The organism is Allobosea sp. (assembly GCF_048595345.1).
In the GTDB taxonomy this organism is placed as follows: Bacteria; Pseudomonadota; Alphaproteobacteria; order Rhizobiales; family Beijerinckiaceae; genus Allobosea.
This window is the reverse complement of record NZ_JBMDWH010000162.1, coordinates 1-18,526: the sequence shown is the minus strand read 5'-3', so window position 1 is coordinate 18,526 and position 18,526 is coordinate 1. Positions and strand designations below refer to the sequence as shown.

18 protein-coding genes and 1 other annotated feature are annotated in these 18,526 nt (G+C 68.1%); of the genes, 6 read left to right on the top strand and 12 right to left on the bottom strand.

Translation table 11 applies throughout. The features are described from left to right. The 6 genes from leuC to rplS all read right to left on the bottom strand — a co-directional run. On the bottom strand, nucleotides 1–1,164 hold a 1,164-nt coding region (gene leuC / locus ACOJTB_RS14950; RefSeq protein ID WP_420103319.1), incomplete at its 3' end, for a 3-isopropylmalate dehydratase large subunit. Nucleotides 1,165–1,268: 104 nt separating this feature from the next. Then, a complete protein-coding gene (locus ACOJTB_RS14945; RefSeq protein WP_420103318.1) occupies nucleotides 1,269–1,430 on the bottom strand; it encodes a hypothetical protein in 162 nt (53 codons plus the stop codon). Nucleotides 1,431–1,546: 116 nt separating this feature from the next. Further along, entirely contained in the window at nucleotides 1,547–2,587 is a 1,041-nt protein-coding gene (locus ACOJTB_RS14940; protein ID WP_420103317.1) for an HlyD family secretion protein, read from the bottom strand. 15 nt (nucleotides 2,588–2,602) lie between these two features. After that, nucleotides 2,603–4,171 (bottom strand): efflux MFS transporter permease, encoded by a 1,569-nt coding sequence (locus tag ACOJTB_RS14935; RefSeq protein ID WP_420103320.1) that lies wholly within the window; start codon nucleotides 4,169–4,171, stop codon nucleotides 2,603–2,605. Between the two features lie 65 nt (nucleotides 4,172–4,236). Further along, nucleotides 4,237–4,686, bottom strand: coding sequence for a MarR family winged helix-turn-helix transcriptional regulator (locus ACOJTB_RS14930; protein WP_420103316.1), 450 nt, complete (start codon nucleotides 4,684–4,686; stop codon nucleotides 4,237–4,239). A 179-nt stretch (nucleotides 4,687–4,865) separates the two neighbouring features. Beyond that, nucleotides 4,866–5,261, bottom strand: a complete 396-nt coding sequence (gene rplS / locus ACOJTB_RS14925; RefSeq protein WP_420103315.1) for a 50S ribosomal protein L19 — start codon at nucleotides 5,259–5,261, stop codon at nucleotides 4,866–4,868. Nucleotides 5,262–5,468: 207 nt separating this feature from the next. Between rplS and ACOJTB_RS14920 the strand changes: the two genes are divergently transcribed. The 4 genes from ACOJTB_RS14920 (at nucleotide 5,469) to ACOJTB_RS14905 (ending at nucleotide 11,282) form a co-directional block, all read left to right on the top strand. Continuing rightward, entirely contained in the window at nucleotides 5,469–6,272 is an 804-nt protein-coding gene (locus ACOJTB_RS14920) for an SDR family NAD(P)-dependent oxidoreductase (RefSeq protein ID WP_420103314.1), read from the top strand. 127 nt (nucleotides 6,273–6,399) lie between these two features. After that, nucleotides 6,400–6,455, top strand: a sequence feature (sul1 is cis-regulatory element that is thought to sense ions involved in sulfur or methionine metabolism; They are found in Alphaproteobacteria). 72 nt (nucleotides 6,456–6,527) lie between these two features. After that, on the top strand, nucleotides 6,528–8,006 hold the full coding sequence (locus ACOJTB_RS14915) for a SulP family inorganic anion transporter (RefSeq protein WP_420103313.1): 1,479 nt from the start codon (nucleotides 6,528–6,530) through the stop codon (nucleotides 8,004–8,006). A gap of 245 nt (nucleotides 8,007–8,251) precedes the next feature. Continuing rightward, complete coding sequence (locus ACOJTB_RS14910; RefSeq protein ID WP_420103312.1) at nucleotides 8,252–9,967, top strand: AMP-binding protein; 1,716 nt, start codon at nucleotides 8,252–8,254, stop codon at nucleotides 9,965–9,967. 205 nt (nucleotides 9,968–10,172) lie between these two features. Beyond that, nucleotides 10,173–11,282, top strand: a complete 1,110-nt coding sequence (locus ACOJTB_RS14905) for a sulfite oxidase (RefSeq protein WP_420103311.1) — start codon at nucleotides 10,173–10,175, stop codon at nucleotides 11,280–11,282. Nucleotides 11,283–11,508: 226 nt separating this feature from the next. On the opposite strand, the gene mtaB is transcribed toward ACOJTB_RS14905, so the two are convergent. Further along, nucleotides 11,509–12,777 (bottom strand): tRNA (N(6)-L-threonylcarbamoyladenosine(37)-C(2))-methylthiotransferase MtaB, encoded by a 1,269-nt coding sequence (mtaB, locus tag ACOJTB_RS14900; protein ID WP_420103310.1) that lies wholly within the window; start codon nucleotides 12,775–12,777, stop codon nucleotides 11,509–11,511. Next, complete coding sequence (dapF, locus tag ACOJTB_RS14895; protein WP_420103309.1) at nucleotides 12,777–13,661, bottom strand: diaminopimelate epimerase; 885 nt, start codon at nucleotides 13,659–13,661, stop codon at nucleotides 12,777–12,779. The genes mtaB and dapF overlap by 1 nt, the downstream gene beginning before the upstream one ends. Nucleotides 13,662–13,816: 155 nt before the next feature. Here dapF and ACOJTB_RS14890 point away from each other — a divergent pair, with 155 nt between their 5' ends. After that, nucleotides 13,817–14,710 carry a GyrI-like domain-containing protein gene (locus ACOJTB_RS14890; RefSeq protein ID WP_420103308.1) on the top strand — a complete coding sequence of 298 codons (894 nt, stop codon included), beginning with the start codon at nucleotides 13,817–13,819 and terminating at the stop codon, nucleotides 14,708–14,710. 54 nt (nucleotides 14,711–14,764) lie between these two features. Here the strand turns inward: ACOJTB_RS14890 and ACOJTB_RS14885 are convergent, their stop codons facing one another. The 4 genes from ACOJTB_RS14885 to ACOJTB_RS14870 form a co-directional block, all read right to left on the bottom strand. Beyond that, nucleotides 14,765–15,823, bottom strand: a complete 1,059-nt coding sequence (locus ACOJTB_RS14885; protein ID WP_420103307.1) for an MBL fold metallo-hydrolase — start codon at nucleotides 15,821–15,823, stop codon at nucleotides 14,765–14,767. A gap of 49 nt (nucleotides 15,824–15,872) precedes the next feature. Next, nucleotides 15,873–16,475 (bottom strand): class I SAM-dependent methyltransferase, encoded by a 603-nt coding sequence (locus ACOJTB_RS14880; protein ID WP_420103306.1) that lies wholly within the window; start codon nucleotides 16,473–16,475, stop codon nucleotides 15,873–15,875. Between the two features lie 9 nt (nucleotides 16,476–16,484). Then, nucleotides 16,485–17,111, bottom strand: a complete 627-nt coding sequence (locus ACOJTB_RS14875) for a LysE family translocator (protein ID WP_420103305.1) — start codon at nucleotides 17,109–17,111, stop codon at nucleotides 16,485–16,487. A gap of 149 nt (nucleotides 17,112–17,260) precedes the next feature. Continuing rightward, a complete protein-coding gene (locus ACOJTB_RS14870) occupies nucleotides 17,261–17,836 on the bottom strand; it encodes a CAP domain-containing protein (RefSeq protein WP_420103304.1) in 576 nt (191 codons plus the stop codon). Between the two features lie 459 nt (nucleotides 17,837–18,295). Here ACOJTB_RS14870 and ACOJTB_RS14865 point away from each other — a divergent pair. Continuing rightward, nucleotides 18,296–18,526, top strand: a 231-nt coding sequence (locus tag ACOJTB_RS14865) for a signal recognition particle receptor subunit alpha (RefSeq protein WP_420103303.1), incomplete at its 3' end; no start/stop codon positions are given.

Below are 18,526 nucleotides of genomic sequence, written 5' to 3'. Positions count from 1 at the left end.
CACCAGGCCGGAGCCGGGGACGATCATGCCGTAGTCCAGGCTCTCATGCAGCTTCCTGCCCTCGACGATCTTCGCCACGGTGCGCAGGTCCTCGATGCGGCCATTGGTGCAGGAGCCGATCCAGATCACGTCGAGCGGGATCTCGGTGATCTTCGTGCCGGCGGTGAGGCCCATATATTCCAGGGCGCGCTTCTTGGAGGCGCGCTTGACTTCGTCGGCGATCAGCTCCGGATCCGGCACCGCGCCGGTGACCGAGACGACGTCCTCCGGGCTCGTGCCCCAGGAGACGATCGGCGGCAGGTTGCCGGCGTCGAGCTTCACGATGCGGTCGAAGTGCGCGCCCTCGTCGGTGCGCAGCGTCTCCCAGTAGCGGACAGCCGCGTCCCAGGCCGCGCCCTGCGGCGCCTTGGGGCGTCCCTTGAGATAGGCGAAGGCCTTCTCGTCCGGGGCGACCATGCCGGCGCGGGCGCCGCCCTCGATCGACATGTTGCAGACCGTCATGCGGCCTTCCATCGAAAGCCCGCGAATGGCCTCGCCCGCATATTCGATGACAGAGCCGGTGCCGCCGGCAGTGCCGATCTCGCCGATGATGGCCAGGGTGATGTCCTTCGCGCCAACGCCGGGGGCGGGCGTGCCGTCCACCTGGACGAGCATGTTCATCGCCTTCTTCTGGATCAGCGTCTGGGTGGCGAGCACATGCTCGACCTCGGAGGTGCCGATGCCGTGGGCGAGCGCGCCAAAGGCGCCGTGGGTCGAGGTGTGCGAATCGCCGCAGACGATCGTGGTGCCGGGCAGGGTGAAGCCCTGCTCGGGGCCGACGATGTGGACGATGCCCTGACGCTTGTCGAGCTCATGGAAATATTCGACGCCGAAGTCCTTCGCGTTCTTCGCCAGCGCCTCGACCTGAATACGGCTTTCCTCTTCCTGGATGCCCTTGGAGCGGTCGGTGGTCTGGATGTTGTGGTCGACCACGGCCAGCGTCTTCTCCGGCGATCGGACCTTGCGGCCGGTCATGCGCAGCCCTTCGAAAGCCTGCGGGCTCGTGACCTCATGGACGAGGTGGCGGTCGATATAGAGCAGGCAGGTGCCGTCATCCTGCCGGTCGCCGCCGTGGTCGTCGAAGGTCTTGTCGTAGAGGGTGCGCGGGGCGGAGGTCGCAGTCATGGCTTGGTCTCGGTCTGGCTGAACGGATGTCAAAGCGGAAAAGCCGGCGCGGCCGGCTGGAACGTCACGGGTCGCCTGCGGCCGGCAGCGTCATGCGGCCGGTCTCAGGCGCCGGTAAGGCCTGCGGCAATCGAAGCGGTGAAGCGGCCGAAGAAGCGCCAGGGCAGGCGGGCATGGTCATGCAGCGCGGCAAAATCCTGCGTCGTCGGCAGCGGGGGCAGATGGCCCTCTCCCTGCACGGCGCAGAAGCGCTGGAACGGATGCACGCATGGCGTCATGGCGCAAGCGTGTAGCAGTTCCAAACAGGCGCGACAATCGGCGCGTCCGCAACCGTCGCATCGCGTCCGCGCAGGGCGTTCACGCGGCTGCGGCGGCGGGGCCATCAGCGCCGGGCGGTGTCGATGCTCACGACCACCGACATGCCGGGCGCCAGACGTGCCGCGAGCGGCTGGCCGGGATCGATCGCGATGCGCACGGGCACGCGCTGGGCGATCTTGACGAAATTGCCGGTGGCGTTGTCGGGCCGGATGACGCTGAATTCCGAGCCCGCGGCGGGCGAAAAGCGCTCGATCGTGCCGGTGAGCCGGGCGCGCTTCAGCGCATCGACGGTGAAGCCGACCTTTTGGCCGGGCTCCATATCGGCGAGCTGCGTCTCCTTGAAATTGGCGATCACCCAGACCTGATCCGGCACGAGTGCCATCAACTGCGTGCCGGCCGCCACATATTGGCCGAGGCGAGCCGCGACTTCGCCGAGCGTGCCGTCCTGCGGGGCGGTGATCCGTGTGTTGCCGAGGTCGATCTCGGCCAGATGGAGCGCCGCCTCGGCTCCCTGAACGGCGGCGAGCAGGGACTGACGGTTGACGATCGCGGTCTGGATGTCCTGCCGCGCGACTTCGGCTGCCGCATTGGTGGCGGCGAGGGCGGCTCTGGCCTGGTCGAGCGCCTGCTGGCTCTGGTCGGTCGAGGTCTGGCTGACCACGCCGCGCTCGCGCAGCGGCTCGACGCGGCTCCAATTGGCCTCGGCCGTGCGCAGGCCCGCCTCGGCACTGGCGACATTGGCCACCGCCGCGCGCAGCCGCGCCTCGGCCGCCGCGCGCGACTGGTCGGAATTGGCCAGGGCTGCACGTTGGGCCGCGAGGCCGGCGCGCGCCTGTTCCAGCTTCTGCGCATAGATGCGGTCATCGATCTGGAGGAGGAGATCGCCCTTCTTCACGGCCGCGAAATCCTTCACCGGGACATTGGCGACATAGCCCGGCAGTTGCGGGGCGATCACCGTTACCTGGCCGCGCACATAGGCGTTCTCGGTCATTTCGACGGTGCCGGCGAAGGGCGGCAGGCGCCAGGCATAGAGGATGATCGCCAAGCCGCAGAGGCCGATGGCGAGGGCGACATAGGTCGAGAGCGAGCGGAAGATGCGGGTCATGGGGGCAGCGCCGGTTCAGGCCGCGAGGGCCTTGGGCTCGCTGCGCGGCGTCTTTAGCCGCAGAGCGATCACATGGACGAGGACGCCGGCGAGCGCGAGGCCGGCGATGGTGGAGATGAGCAGGAAGGCATCGTTATAGGCCAGCACCGTCGCCTCCCGCGTGGCCTGCTGGGCGAGCAGCGCCACGCCCTCGGCGCGGGTCAGCGCGGCATCCGTCAGAACCTTCCCATAGGCGCCGCCAAGCTGGGCGACACGTTGCGCGACGAGGGGATCAGCCAGCGAGAAATGCTCGGCCAGAAGGTTGTAGTGAAAGCTCGTGCGCAGGGTGATGAAGGTCCCGAAGATCGCCGAGCCCAGCAGGCCGCCGATGCTCTGGGTGAACAGGAACACGGTGATGAAGCTCAGGATGTAGAGGGGCCCGCGCGCGATGGCGCTGCGCATGCCCTGTGCCATCGCCGCCGGCAGGAACAGCCCCGAGCCATAGGCGACGAGCGACTGGCTGAGCCAGATGTCGTGGGGCCGGGTGAGGCTGGTCGCGGAGCTGTCGAGATAGGCGCCCAGCGCCACGCAGGCGAGCGAGGCGCCGTAGAAGGCGTTCTCCCGGCCGGGGCGCAGCAGCGCGGCGCAGGTGAGGCCGCCTGCGACGATCGCGGCGAGGATTACGGCGTAGAGCGGCTGCGTCTGCTCGTTCTGCAGGCCGAGCGCCTGGAAGAAGTTGGAGGCCCCCACGGTCTGCTCGGCGAGGACGATGCGCAGCAGCAGGATCGCACCGGCAAAATAGAGCGTCGTCGGGCTCGTCAGCCAGCGGATGTCGATCAGCGGGCTCTTGCGATGCCATTCGATGATCGCCGCCAGCACGAGCGCGACCAGAGCCACCGCGAACAGCACGCCGAGCCAGGGCGCCTCGAACCACCAATAGATGCGGCCGAGACTCAAGCCCACCGCGATGCAGCCGAAGCCGGTCGCGATCAGCAGGTAGCTGACGATGTCGAGGGGGCCGATCCATTTGATGCGTGGCGGCACCGTCAGCGGCAGGCCGTAGACGAAGCCGAAGGCGATCATCGCCAGCCCCGCCTCGAACAGGGTGAGGCCGTGAAAGCCGCCGGTCTCCAGCAGCCAGGGCGAAACCAGCCGCGTCACCGGGATGCCGAGCGTCGTGTTGGTCAGCGCCAGCGAGAGGCCCACGGTGAGCTTCTGCGGCGGCTGCAGCGGTTCGATCATGTAGAAGAAGGCCAGCGACGACATCGGCGCCGCAGCGATCCCGCTCATGAACCGCACAGCCACGGCGGAAGACAGGTCGTGGACGAGGAAGAGGTTCAGCAAGGTGACGACCACGAAGCCGGCGATGCTGATCTCGGCGAAATTGCGCAGCCCGTACTGCATGCGGATCTTGATCAGGGCGATCGAGAGCGAGACGTTCGGCGCCATATAGGCGGCGATCAGCCAGTTGGTCTCGGCGACGGTGGCCCCAAGCTCGCCCTGGATCTGGTAGACATTGGTGTTGACGAGGTTCGCGCCGATCTGCTGCGTCATCGCCAACGCGACCGAGGCCAGCATGTAGGCCAAGGCGCGCGGCCAGGGCATGGTGAGGAAACCCTGCGCCGCCGCCGTCTGAGCCGGTGCCGGTGCGGGCGTCTGGTCAAAGGTGCTCATGTGGCGCCGCCCCGGCCGGCGGCGATGTTGCGGGAGGCCTGGCGCAGCACGCCTAATGCCGCCTCCAGAGCCTGATCGGGACTGTCCTTCAGCACCAGCGCGCGGATTTCGCCCAGCAGTGCCAGAACGTCCTGCGCCTGAGCCCTTGCCAGTTCGGTGAGGAAGACGCGGCGGGCCCGGCGATCGCCCTCGACGGCACGTCGCTCGATCATGCCGCTGCGTTCCAGCCCGTCCAGCAGCCGCACCAAAGTCGGCTGCTCGATTTCCAGGATCTCAGCGAGATCGGACTGGATCGGACCGTCATGCCGGGCCAGCTCGACCAGCAGCCGCGCACGCGCCAGCGTGAGGCCCATATTCCGCGCCCGCTCGTCGAACAGCGCCCTCAGCCGGCGGTTGACGGCGACGAGTTCGCCCGTGAAGGCCGCTTCGAGATCCCTGCGTTCCATAGCTTCATCATCAATAGCATGCTAATGATTGGCTTACTTAGGATCTCCGCCCGCTCGCCGCAAGCCCGCAATCCATCTCTGTCGCGGACAACATCGCAGTCCGTCGCGGGTTGCGCGCGGCCAAAGAAAAACGCGGCCCCGAGGGACCGCGTTCACATGTCTTGCGATGCAGTCTGAGCTTACTTCGCGGCGCCCTTGGCACCCTTGGCCGGGCGGGCCTCGACGCGCTCGGCGATGCGGGCCGACTTGCCGCGACGATCGCGCAGATAATACAGCTTGGCGCGGCGCACCTTGCCCTTGCGGACGACCTTGATGGAGTCGAGGTTCGGCGAGAAGAGCGGGAAGACGCGCTCGACACCCTCGCCATAGGAAATCTTGCGGACGGTGAAGCTCTGGTTCAGGCCGCCGCCGTTGCGGGCGATCACGACGCCCTCATAGGCCTGGACGCGGGTGCGCTCGCCTTCCTTGACCTTCACATTGACCTGAACGGTGTCGCCCGGCTGGAAGGGAGGAATGGACTTGCCTTCGCTGAGCTTGGCAACCTGTTCGGCATCGAGCTGCTCGATGATGTTCATTGTCGTCTCCATTGCCGTGTTCGCGTGTGGACACGCGGGCGTTACGGCGCGCTGTTTTCAGTTGAGAGCGCGGCCTTACAGGAGAGGGCGGCGTTTGTCGAGCCGCAAAGAGCGGGCTTGCGGCTTTCGCCGCGCCGGCTTGCCCGTCATGCTGCTCGCATCCTAAGCCTCGGGCAGAGCCTGCCATAACAGACCGGGAAACGCACCATGCCTGCCGCCTCGACCCTGCCTGCCGCTTCCAAGGTCGTCCTCGTCACCGGGGCCGCGCGCGGCATCGGGCTCGCAACCGCCCGGCGCTTCCTGGCCGAGGGTTGGCGCGTGGCACTGCTCGATATCGACGGGCCGGCCGTGGAGGCTGCGGCCGCCGGTCTGGAGGCCGGCGAGGCCGCCATCGCGCTGACCTGCGACATCGCCGTGCCGCAACAGGTGGAGGCCGCGTTCGCGGCCGTTGTGGCGCGCTTCGGGCGGCTGGATGCTTTGGTCAACAATGCCGGCACGGCGGTGTTCAAGCCGCTGCTGGAGACGACCTATGACGAGTGGCAGCGGGTGATGGCGGTGAATCTCGGCGGACCCTTCCTGGCGACACAGCTTGCCGCGCCGCTGATGGCCGACCAGGGCGGCGGCGCCATCGTCAACATCACCTCGATCTCGGGCGTCCGGGCCTCGACGCTGCGCGTTGCCTACGGCACCTCCAAGGCGGCGCTGGCGCATCTCACCAAGCAGCAGGCGGTGGAACTGGCGGGCCTCGGCATCCGCGTCAACGCCGTCGCGCCCGGCCCAGTGGAGACCGCCATGGCCAAGGCGGTGCATTCGCCCGAGATCCGGGCCGATTATCGCGACGCCATCCCCCTCGGCCGCTACGGGCTGGAGGAGGAACTGGCGAATTCCATCGTCTTCCTCTGCTCGGACAAGGCAAGCTACATCACCGGGCAGGTGCTCGCCGTCGATGGCGGCTTCGAGGCGGCGGGAATCGGGCTGTCGACGCTGCGGGGCGAGCGGCGCAATCTGTGAGGGAAAGGGCTACGCTCTCAGCTCCGAGCGAGCCGCTCGGAGCACTGCCGCGAAACTCTCCAAGCCGTATCTCTCCGGGCTTGCGGGTTGTGCCGCGCGGCCCGATCGCTATAACGTCTCCCTAGAACTCGGACCCGGTGCAATTCCGGGTGGCTCTTCCGGCCGCCGATCCGCCGGACCACGCAACAGGCAGAACTCGCTCATTCTCAGGTCGCACCGCGCGGTGGACCGATGGCGATGCCTTGCGAGACCATCATGCACCTCTCCTCCCTCCGGCGCGAATGGCTGACCCATCCGCCGCGCGAACTTCTGGCCGGGGCCGTCGCAACCTTCGCCCTCATTCCCGAAGTCATCGCCTTTTCCTTCGCCGCCGGGGTCGATCCGCAGGTCGGGCTCTACGGGTCCTTCGTCATCGGCATCGTCATCGCCTTCGCCGGTGGGCGTCCGGCCATGGTCTCGGCTGCGGCGGGCTCCGTCGCGCTGGTGGCGGCGCCGCTCGTGGCGTCGCACGGCCTGTCCTATCTGCTCGCTGCGGGCCTCCTCGCCGGCGCGCTGCAGATCGTTTTCGGATTGCTGCGGCTCGGCGTGCTGATGCGCTTCGTCTCGCAATCGGTCCGTACCGGCTTCGTCAACGCGCTGGCGATCCTGATTTTCGCCGCACAGATGCCGCATCTGATCGGTGTGGACTGGCAGAGCTATGCGCTCTTCGCCGTCGCGCTGGCGCTGATCTACGGCGTGCCGCGGCTGACGACCGTCATCCCCTCGCCGCTGATCGCCATCGTGCTTCTGACGGTCGCCGCGAGCCTGCTCCAGCTGCCGGTGAAGACTGTCGCCGATCTCGGCCGCCTGCCCGAGACGCTGCCGGTCTTCGCCTGGCCGAGCGTGCCGTTGAGCTTCGAGACGCTTCGAATCATCATCGGCCCGGCGGTCGCCATCGCCATGGTCGGCCTGCTGGAATCGCTGATGACCGCCACGGTCGTCGATGAACTGACGAACACGCCGAGTTCGCGCGATCGCGAATGCACCGGCCTCGGCCTCGCCAACATGGCGGCGAGCCTATTCGGCGGCATCGCCGGCTGCGGCATGATCGGCCAGACCGTCAGCAATGTGAAGTATGGCGGGCGTGGACGGCTGTCGACGCTGTTCTCCTGCGTCTTCCTGCTGGTGCTGATGGTCGCGCTGAAGCCCTGGGTCTCGCAGGTGCCGGTCGTCGTGCTGGTCGCGATCATGGTGATGGTCTCGGTCGACACCTTCAACTGGTCCTCGCTGAGGGCCGTCCTCGCCCATCCGCGCCTGTCGAGCACGGTGATGCTGGCGACGGTGGCGGTCACCGTGGTGAGCCACAACCTCGCGCTCGGCGTGCTCGTCGGCGTACTGCTCAGCGGCGTCTTCTTCACGGTGAAGGTCTCGCGGCTCCTGCATGTCGTGCCCGAGAACGATGCCGGAGCCGGCCCGCTGACCTACCGCGTCACCGGCCAGGTCTTCTTCGCCTCTGCCGATGCCTTCATCGAAGCCTTTGACCTCGATGCGGCAGGCGAAGCGGGCGTGCGCATCGACGTCTCGCAGGCGCATTTCTGGGACGTGACGGCGGTGGCCGCGCTCGACAAGATCGTTGGCCGCTATCGGGCCAACGGCATCCCCGTCGAGGTCGTGGGCATGAACCAGGCCACGGCCACCATCGTCGAGCGCTTCGGCGTCCACGACAAGGACGACGCGGAGTTGGCGCGGTCCTGATCGCGAGGGCGCCAGGCCGTCCATATGCTGGCGCGCCACCGCCTCGCTGGCGAGGCTGGGGTCTTCTGCGATGTACATCCTTGTCGCGCCGTCTGGGGGACTTGCCACGCCCGCTCTGAAACAGTTTATATCTAAACCGTCAGATCGCATGGATGCTTGCACTCTCGCGCAGGCTTCCGCACTCTGACGCGGCAAAAGAACGGCCGGCGCGCTTTTGCGGCGAAAGACCGGTCACTGGAGGGAACATGGCGAGCGGAGCCTCTCAGGCCGGGCAGGGCGCGGCGCATCCATGGCTGGCGCATTATCCGCCGGCCGTGCCGGCGACGCTCGATCCTCAGAAGATCGGCACGCTGGTCGATCTCATCACCGCCTCCTGCGCGAAATATGCCGCGCGGCCGGCCTTCGAGAGCTTCGGCAAGGCGATCAGCTTCGCGCAGACCTTCGAGGCGGCGCGTGTCTTCGCCGGCTGGCTGCAGGCGCAGGGCTTGAAGAAGGGCGACCGGGTCGCGCTGATGATGCCGAACATCCTGGCCTATCCGGTCACGATCTTCGGCACGTTGCTGGGCGGGTTCACGGTCGTGAACGTCAACCCGCTTTATACGGCCCGCGAACTCACCCACCAGATCAACGATTCCGGCGCCCGGATCCTCGTGGTGATCGAGAATTTCGCCCATGTGTTGGAGGAGGCGAAGCCCCAGCTGAAGCTCGACCGTGTCGTCGTCGCCACGCCCGGCGACCTGATGGGCTTCAAGGGCGCGATCGTCAATTTCGTCTCGCGCCGGGTGAAGAAGGCGGTGAAGCCGTTTTCCCTGCCGGGCTCCGTGACGCTGGCCGCAATCCTGAAAGCCGGGGGGACCATGACGCCGGTCACGGTGGTGCCGGAGGACGTGGCCTTCCTGCAGTATACCGGCGGCACCACCGGCGTCGCCAAGGGCGCGACGCTGACGCATCGCAATGTCGCGGCCAATGTGCAGCAGGCCGGGTTCTGGCTGGAATGGGTGCTGGAGGCACCGCGCGGGCAGGCCGACTACCAGCATGTCATGGTCACGGCCCTGCCGCTCTACCACATCTTCGCGCTGACCTGCTGCTGCATGTTCCTGCTGCGCATCGGCGCCAAGAGCCTGCTGATCGCCAATCCGCGCGACATCGACGGCTTCGTGAAGATGCTGAAGGCGAGCCGCTTCACGTTGTTCTCGGGCGTCAACACGCTGTATGCCGCGCTCGCCAACCATCCGGCCATCGGCGAGGTGAATTTCGGCGAGCTGCGCTTTTCGGTGGCCGGCGGCATGGCGACCCAGGCGGCGGTCGCGCGGCATTGGAAGGCCGTCACCGGCAAGCCGATCATTGAGGGCTACGGCCTCTCCGAAACCTCGCCGATCGCGACGATCAACCGGCCGGACATCCAGGAATTCACCGGCACGATCGGCTATCCGATCCCCTCCACCGAGATTTCCATCCGCGATGCGGAGGGGCACGCGCTGCCGGCGGGCGAGGCCGGGGAGGTCTGCATTCGCGGCCCGCAGGTGATGGCCGGCTACTGGAACCGCCCCGACGAGACCCTCCGCTCGATGACCGAGGACGGCTATTTCCGCAGCGGCGATGTCGGCATCCTGCTGCCGGACGGGCAGATCAAGCTCGTCGACCGGATGAAGGACATGGTGCTGGTCTCCGGCTTCAACGTCTATCCCAACGAGGTGGAGGACGTGCTGGTCTCGCATCCGGGCGTGCGGGAAGCGGCGGTGATCGGCCTGCCCGACGAGCATTCCGGCGAGGTCGTCGCTGCCTTCGTCGTGCGCAAGGACGCGACGCTGACCAGCGAGGAGCTGCGCGCGTTCTGCAAGGAGAGCCTGACCGGCTACAAGGTGCCCAAGCAGATCTTCTTCCGCGAGACGCTGCCGAAGACCAATGTCGGCAAGGTGCTGCGCCGTGCTTTGCGCGAAGAGGTCGTCGCAGGGACATAAGCTTGGATCGGCCCCACAGCCGGCATCGCGAGGAGCAAAAAGCGACGAAGCCATCCAGGGGGCATCGAGCCTGCGGCCTGTGAATTGCCGCGCTGCGCTGGCAATGAAGGGGGAGCTGCGGAAAACGGGGTGACAGGGCGGTGCTGCGATGCTCTGCTCGGAGAAATTTCTCCCGCTTCGCGCTCTGCAGAGAGAAGGTTCTTTCTTGTCCAGCCGATCCGACGAACTGGCCATTCTCGCCGGCACCAAGCCGAGCCTGCATGTCCATGACGACGCGGCGCTCAATGCCGAGCCGCACCTGGCCGCGCTCGACCGGGACATCACTCCGAGTGAGGCCTTCTTCGTTCGCAACAACGGCTTGCTGCCCGACATCGGCGATATCGGGGACTGGACGCTGACCATCGATGGCGAGGTCGAGCGGCCGGCGGTTTGGACGCTGGCCGGCCTGCGCCAGCATTTCGAGACCGTGACCGTGACGGCCGTGCTGGAATGCGCCGGCAATGGGCGCGGCCAGCTCGATCCGGCCACGGACGGGCTGCCCTGGGGGCTCGGGGCGGTGGGCTGCGCCCGCTGGACCGGGGTGAGGCTGGCCGATGTGCTGGAGCATGCGGCGCCGAAGGCCGGCGCGGTCTATACCGGGCATCATTCGCCCGACCATCCGGCCGGCAAGCCTGAGAAACCGGCGATCTCGCGCGGGTTGCCCCTCGCCAAGGCGTTCGCGCCCGAGACGCTGATCGCCTTCGGCATGAATGACGGGCCTCTGCCGCTTCTTCACGGCGGGCCGCTGCGAATCGTGGCTCCCGGCTTTCCGGGCTCGGCCTGGCAGAAATGGCTGAGCCGCATCAGCCTGCGGCCGCATGAGCATGATGGCGAGAAGATGGGCGGCACCGATTACCGCCTGCCGCGGCTGCCGCTCGCTCCCGGTGACCCGCTCGATCCGGCGCAGTTCGCCGTCATCACCGACATGCCGGTCAAGTCGCTGATCACAGGGCCGCTGGCCGGGTTCGCTGCGCCGGCGGGGCAGGACATCGCCGTCTCGGGTTTCGCCTGGAGCGGCGCGGTGCCGGTGGCCGCGCTCTGCGTCTCCGCCGATGGTGGCGCGAACTGGCGCGAGGCGGTGCTGGAGCCGGGTGAGGGGCCGTTCGCCTGGCGCCGCTTCAGCGCCGCGATCCCGGCCGCCGAAGCCGGGCCGATGACGATCATGGCGCGGGCCACGGATGCGCTGGGGCGCAGCCAACCGCTGAACCCGCCCTGGAACCCGCGCGGCTATTGCAACAATGTCGTCCAGCGGGTCGAGGGGACGGTGGAGCCTTGAGGGCTGTGGAGTCCGCTGCCGCGTAAGCGGATGATCGGCGCGGCCTTGGAACCTTGCGCGCCGTTGCGCGTTTGGCCCCTTTGAGTCAGCCATTGCGGGCATGGCTTAAGCCGCTCCGGCCACTCCTCCTCCCAGCGGCCGGCCGGAGCGGCTTCTCGCTCCGCACTCGGTGGCCCCTCGCCGGAACCTCGTGCAAGCGTCGCCGCCGTTGCGACCGGAGCGCGCGTCAGGCCGCAAGCAGCGCCCGGCCGTCCTGCGCCTGCGCGAGCACCGGCAGGATCTGCCCCGGCTCGACCGCCTGCGCGAAGCGCACCAGGGTGAAATCCTCGGCGCGCCCGGTGTTGCCGCGCTCGGTCAGCACGCTCAGGCGGCGCCCCAGACGCTGCGCGAGGTGTCGTTCCTGGGCGGCCAGGGCCGCCTGCCTCAAGCGCGCCGCGCGTTCGGCCACCAGGGCGCCGGGCAGTTGCGGCATGCGCGCGGCCGGCGTGCCCGGGCGGGGCGAATAGGGGAAGACATGGACATAGCTCAGCCCGCATTCCTCGATCAGCGAGAGCGAGCGCGCTTCCATCGCCTCGTCCTCGGTCGGGAAGCCGGCGATGAGATCGGCGCCGAAGACGAGACCCGGCCGCAGGAGCTTCAATTCGGCGCAGAAGCGGATCGCCTCCTCGCGGCTGTGGCGGCGCTTCATCCGCTTCAGGATCAGGTCGTCGCCATGCTGGAGCGACAGATGCAGATGCGGCATCAGCCGGGGCTCGTTCGCGACCAGATCGCGCAGCGCGTCGTCGACCTCGACGGCGTCGATGGAGGAAAGCCGCAGGCGCGGCAACTCCGGCAACGCCCGCAGGATCGCGCCGGCGAGCAGGCCGAGCGAGGGCTCACCCGGCAGGTCGCGGCCATAGCTGGTGAGGTCGACGCCGGTCAGCACGATTTCAAGCGCCCCATCCTCGATCAGCTTGCGACATTGCCCGACGACGTCTCCGACCGGCAGCGAGCGGGAATTGCCGCGCCCGAAGGGAATGACGCAGAAGGTGCAGCGGTGATCGCAGCCATTCTGCACCTGCACGAAGCCGCGGGTGTGGCCGCTGAGGCGCCCGGTCGGGGCGGGGCGGATCGCGGTGCGGGCCATGATGTCGCCGACCGCGAGCTTGTCGTCCGGCGCGCTCGCCTCGCCGAGGCTGTTGGAGCGCGCGAGCCGCGACCAGACGCCGTCATCCAGCTTCTCGTCATTGCCGAGCACGCGGTCGGCCTCCGGCATCGCGGCGAAGCGGGCGGGCTCGATCTGCGCGGCGCAGCCGGTCACGATCACCGGCCGGCCGGGCTCATCGCGCTTGAGTCGGCGCACCGCTTGCCGTGCCTGGCGCGCCGCTTCGGCCGTCACGGCGCAGGAATTGACGATGGCGGCGTGCCCGAGACCGGCGGCCTCGGCCTTCAGCCGCAGCGCTTCGCTTTCGACGATATTGAGGCGGCAGCCGAAGGTGACGACCTCGAGCGCCATCAGGCCGCCGTCTCGAACAGGGCGGGATCGAGCGTGCCCTCCCATTCGAAGGTCGCCGGCCCCGTCATCAGGACGTGCCCATCCCGCTCGCGCCATTCGATGGTGAGGTCGCCGCCCGGCAGGCTGACCACCGCCTTGCGGGCCGAAAGCTCGCGCCTGACGGCCGCGACCAGCACCGCGCAGGCGCCCGAGCCGCAGGCCTGTGTGATGCCGGCGCCGCGCTCCCAGACGCGCATGACGATACGGTCCGGCGCCTTCACGGCGGCGAGCTCGATATTGGCGCGGTCCGGGAAGATCGGGTGGTTCTCCAGAAGCGGGCCGATCTGTTCGAGATTGTAGGCGTAGGGGTCCTCGACGAAGAAAACCGCATGGGGATTGCCCATGTTGACGGCGCAGGGCGTGTGCAATGTCGGGTTGTCGATCGGCCCGATCTGCAATTCGAAGCGGCTGGTGTCGGCGAAGGGCTCCGCCAGCGGGATCTCGTCCCAGCCCAGGCGCGGGGCGCCCATATCCACGGTGAAGACGTCCTCGCTCTCGCGGATGGCCGGCAGCAGCCCGCCCTTGGTCTGCACGGTCAGGCGCGTCCTGGCGGCGTCGCCCATACCGGCATCGGCCGTCATCGCCCAGGCGACGCAGCGCGTGCCGTTGCCGCAGGCGCCGGCCTCGCTGCCATCGGTGTTATAGATGCGCACGAAAGCGTCGGTGCCCGGCAGCTTGGGGTCGTGCAGGACCATCAACTGGTCGAAGCGGGCGCGCGGCTCGGCCGCGATGGCGCGGGCCTCGTCGGTGCTCACGATGTGCCTGGTGCCCCGCAGGTCGAGCACCGTGATCTGGTTGCCGAGCCCGTTCATCTTGAGGAACCGGCGATGGGCGAGGGCGTTCATCGGGCAATCGTTCCTAAACGTCACATATCCCAACAATAGCGGGTCTATGACCGAGGCGACCTGAAAAAGCCACCCTCGTGCCCGCTTGTCGCGATAGGTGGAGTTTCTATTGTGCGCCGCAAGGTGCGATTCGCGCTGAACTCGAGGCCGTGACGATGCGGTATTCCCGGTGGTCCTTCCGGATGTTTCTCTTGGCCGGTGTCGGCGTGACGGCGCTGGCCGGCGCGGCGGCCGCGCAGAGCACGGTTACTGCGCCCTCGGCGGCGCAGTCGGCGCCGCTGGCTCTGCCCCCCGGCGCCACGCCGGCGCAGGCTCAGTCCGCCCCCAACGAGGCGCCCCCCGCAGCCGTGCCGGACGGCCAGCCCGGCCCGCAGCCGGTGCAGCCGCCGCCGGCGGCGCCGAACGTGACCCCGCAGCCGGTCCAGCCGCCGCCGACCCTGCCTGGCCCGGCCGAGCCGCAGCCCGTGCAGCCGCCGCCGACCCTGCCGGTTCCCGGTCAGACGCCGGCGCCGCCCGCGCCGACGCAGCAGACCCAATTGCCCGATCCCAATTCCACGCTCGCCGGCAAGGGCACCGACACCTCCGACGTCGCTTCGGTGACGCTCGCGCCCAAGCCGGTGCTGCTAAAGGCCGGCCAGGCGACATGGGACCAGGGCTTCCAGCAGCTTTCCGATGCCGTGAAGGCGCTGCGGGCGGAAGCCCAACGCACCGGTCTCGCCGTCGCGGGCCGGCCGCTCTCGCTCTTCGTCGAGACCACCGATGACGGCTTCCGCTTCGAGGCGATGCTGCCGGTGGCGATCGCGCCCGGCGGCCAGCCTCCGGCGTTGGGACCTGATTTCAGGATGGGGACCTCGCCGGCAGGGGCGGCGCTGCGCTTCCTGCATCAGGCGCCCTATGACGACATCGACTCGACCTATGAGACGATCACCGCCTATCTCGAGGCCAAGAGCGTCGTGGTGAAGGACGCCTTCCTCGAGGAATATGTCAGCGACCTCAACGACGCCGGCGATCCGAACCTCGAGATCAACGTCTACGTCCAGCCGAAGTAGCTCTTTCTGTCATTCCGGGTTCGATCCTTCGGATCGCCCCAGAATGACAGGGAGCTACGCCTCCCAACTCAGCCCCGGTCGCATCGGCCTGAAGCGTTCCTCGGGCAGACCGGCCGCAGCCGCCGCGGCCTTCAGCGCCTGGGGCGGGCGCTCGATGCCTTCGTCGGTGAGCTGGAAGGTGCCCCAGTGGTGGCCGATGGCCTGCTCGGCGCGCAGGGCCAGCATTACCTTCACCGCCTCTTCCGGGTTCATGTGATTGTCGGCCATGAACCAGCGCGGCTCATAGGCGCCGATCGGCAGCACGGCGAGGCGGAAGGGGCCATGCTCGCGGCCCAGCCGCTCATAGAGCGAGCCGTCATGGAAGCCGGTGTCGCCGATATGGAAGATCTTCGTGCCGTCGGCCTCCAGGATGAAGGAGGCCCAGAGCGCCATGCGCCGGTCGAAGGCGCCGCGCGCCGACCAGTGATAGGTCGGCACCAGCGTCACGCTCAGGCGCTCGGTGAGCGACACCCTGTCCGACCAGTCGAGAGCCTCCGCCCTCGCGTCCGGAATCCGGGCCTTGACGATGGTGTCGTTGCCGAGCGGCATGATCATGCGCGGCCGGTCGCGGCGGTGGATGGCCGCGAGCGTCTCGATGTCGAGATGGTCGTAGTGGTTGTGCGTCACCAGCACCGCGTCGATGGCCGGCAGGTCGTCGAAGGCGACGCCCGGCGGGTTCACGCGCTTTGGCCCGATGAACGTGAAGGGGCTCGCCCGCTCCGACAGGACGGGATCGATCAGCAGGTTCTGGCCCGCGATCTGGTAGAGAAACGAGGCGTGGCCGAGATGGACGATGCGCGCTCCCTCGACCCGCGCGGGCGGCTTGTCCTGCGGCGGCGTCGCATAGCTCTCCGGAAAGGCCTCGCGCTCGCGCTTGCCGGTCTGCCAGCGCAGCACGTCCAGCAGGCCCTTCGACACGGTGCGGCCATCCGAGAAAACGAGCCCGTCGAAATGATCGCTGACCGGGCCTTGATAATAAGGATTGCGCGAGCGCGACACCGCCGCCCAGGCCGTCCCCGCCGAGGCGATGAGGGCGGCGGGACCGAGGGCGGCGAGAAGCTTGCGGCGGTTCATGGCCCGCAAGAGGTAGTGGCCTGCGGCTTGCGGTCAAGCCCGAGCGGGGTCAAGCCTCCTTGAGCGCGAGTGCGTGCAGCCAGCGTGTCGGCTTCTGGTCGTAGCCGCCTCCCATATCCTCGTCGATCGTCAAGCTCTGCCATCGCGATGGCGATCCGAAAGCTGAGACCAGATCTGAGCCCGAGAGGTAGTTGAAATAACGGCCGAAGCCGTCGCGGCCTTCCGTCTCGCCGGCCTTGAAGCTGGCGTAGAAGACGCCGCCCGGCTTCAAGGCGGCATGGATGCGATCGATGATGCCGGGCAAAGCGGCGCGGGGCGCATGAAGCAGGCAGGCATGGGCCCAGATGCCGTCATAGGCCTCGATCTCCGCCAGGTCCTCGAACAGCAGCACGCGCACCGGCTGGCCAAGGCGCTTTTCCGCCTCCGCCGCCAGTTCGGGCGAGCCGTCCGTGGGCACGACATCGAAGCCGCGCGCCAGCATTTCCGCGCTGTCCTGACCGCCGCCGCAGCCCAGTTCGAGGATGCGGCCGCCGGCGGGCGCATGAGCGACGAAACGGTCGATTCGCAGATGCTCGGCGTCACGCGGCCGGCCGGCATAGGCCTGTGCCTCGACCGCGTAGAAATCGAGAGTGCGAGCGTCCCGGTCGTCCATCGTGAGGCCTCAGTGGTGGCCCGAGCGGATCGCGACCGTCGCGATACCGGCGCCGATCAGGGCCGTGCCGCCGGCCTTGTTGAAGATGCCGATGGCGCGGGGGTTGCGGATGACCGAGCGGGCGCGGGAGGCGACGAGCGCGTAGCCCAGCGCATTGGCGAAGGCGAGGCCGACGAAGGTCGCCTCGAAGATCAGCATCTGCGTCCCGAAATCGGCCTTCGCATCGAGGAACTGCGGCAGGAAGGCGACGAAGAAGGTGATGCTCTTGGGGTTCAGCGCCGTCACGAGCCAGGCATGGCCGAGCATCTTCCAGGCGGGGGCCGCATCCTCGCGCGGCGTGGCGTCGAGCGTGCCGCCGGCGCGGAAGAGCTTGATGCCGAGCCAGATCAGATAGGCGGCGCCGACCCATTTCAGCGCGGTGAAGACCGTGGCCGAGGCCGCCAGCAGCGCGCCGACGCCGAGCATGGACAGCGTCATGGCGGTGAAATCGCCGAGCGCGACGCCGATCGCGATCGGCAGGGCGGTGCGCCAGCCCTGGCCGAGCGCATAGGAGACGACCAGCAGGATGGTCGGCCCCGGAATGACGAGGAGCACCGCGGTGGCGGCGGCGAAAGTGGCCCAGGCTTCGAAGGTCATGATGGAAGGCTCCGCTCAAAGACCAGAGCCATCACCGGATCGGGGCGGTTGTAAAGGGGCTTCGACATGCGACGCCGTCATCCCGGACAAGCCGCGCCCGGGCCTGCACTTCGCTCCGCCCGGAATGACGCCGCCAAAACGGACCTTGGTCAGCGCACAGGCTGCGGATTGTTGCCGAACCACATCGTCGTCGTGCCGGGCGCGCCCATCTCGCGGCGAACCTCCGGCTCGCTCGCGACGATCAGCACCCACCATGCGCGGTAGCTCGTGCGCGGGTCCTTGGAGAGGGCGATGCCGTAGCGGGTCGCCTCCTTCATGCGCAGGTTCTGGTCGTGACCCGGCGATTTGCGCCAGCCTTCGAAGGCTTCCTCGGTCGAGTAATACCCGCCGCCGAGGTTTTCGGCCGTGCGCGCGGAATCCAGCCCCGCCGCCGTGACGCGGGAGGCGAAGCTGCCATCGGCGTCGTGAGATAGCATGTTCTTCGCCACCATCGCATCGGCCTGACGCTGCGCCATCGCCATCAGGCGCGGGTCGGGCTTGAGCGGGTTGAAGCCGAGGCTCGTGCGGTAGGCATTGAGGATGCGCCCGGCCTGGGCCGGATCGAGCGTGACCGCGTTCAGTCGCTCGACCATGCGCGGATCGAGCACGCCCTCGCGGCGAGGCTCGCCGGCGCAGCCTGCGAGCAGGGCTGCGGCGAGGATGAGGAGGGCGGAACGGCGCTGCATCGGGCAGTCTCTCGATTTGTCGGAGCGGCGCATGGCGGCCGATCCAGGCATTCTCAAGGCTTCATTGGAAGAGGAAGCCTGAGCCGGACATGAACGGGTGGCCGCCCTCAGCCCTCGCGCGGGGGCGTGGCACCGCCCAGAGCTAAAAACTTGACTTATCCCGCAATCTCGCGCTTTAAGGCGCCATCCGTTTCGCCGACATCGCCGAAACCACATCCGCCGACCGGGACGCGCTCGCCGCTTTCATGATCCCGGAGGTCAACGTCCGACAGCGCGATTGCGCCCTCGGGCGCGAAAACCGTTTGGCGATGAGGTTGTGGCGTTGAAGGCTCCAAGATCACTGCGCGTCCGTAAAGACGCGATTACGGTGATCCATCCGATCGTTGGAGCATCGGATCCGACCTAGAAGTGGTTCCCACTTTTAGGTCCGATGCTCCGGAGGCAAGCAGGCAGGTCCGCATGTTCGGCACGCTGAGCGACAGGCTCTCCGGCATCCTCTCGGGGCTGACCCGCAGGGGTTCGCTGACCGAGGAGGACGTCAACGCGGCGCTGCGCGAGGTTCGCCGCGCGCTGCTGGAGGCCGATGTCGCGCTCGAGGTCGTGCGCTCCTTCACCGACAAGGTGCGCGAGCGGGCCGTCGGTGCCGAGGTTCTGAAGTCGGTCACGCCCGGCCAGCAGGTCATCAAGATC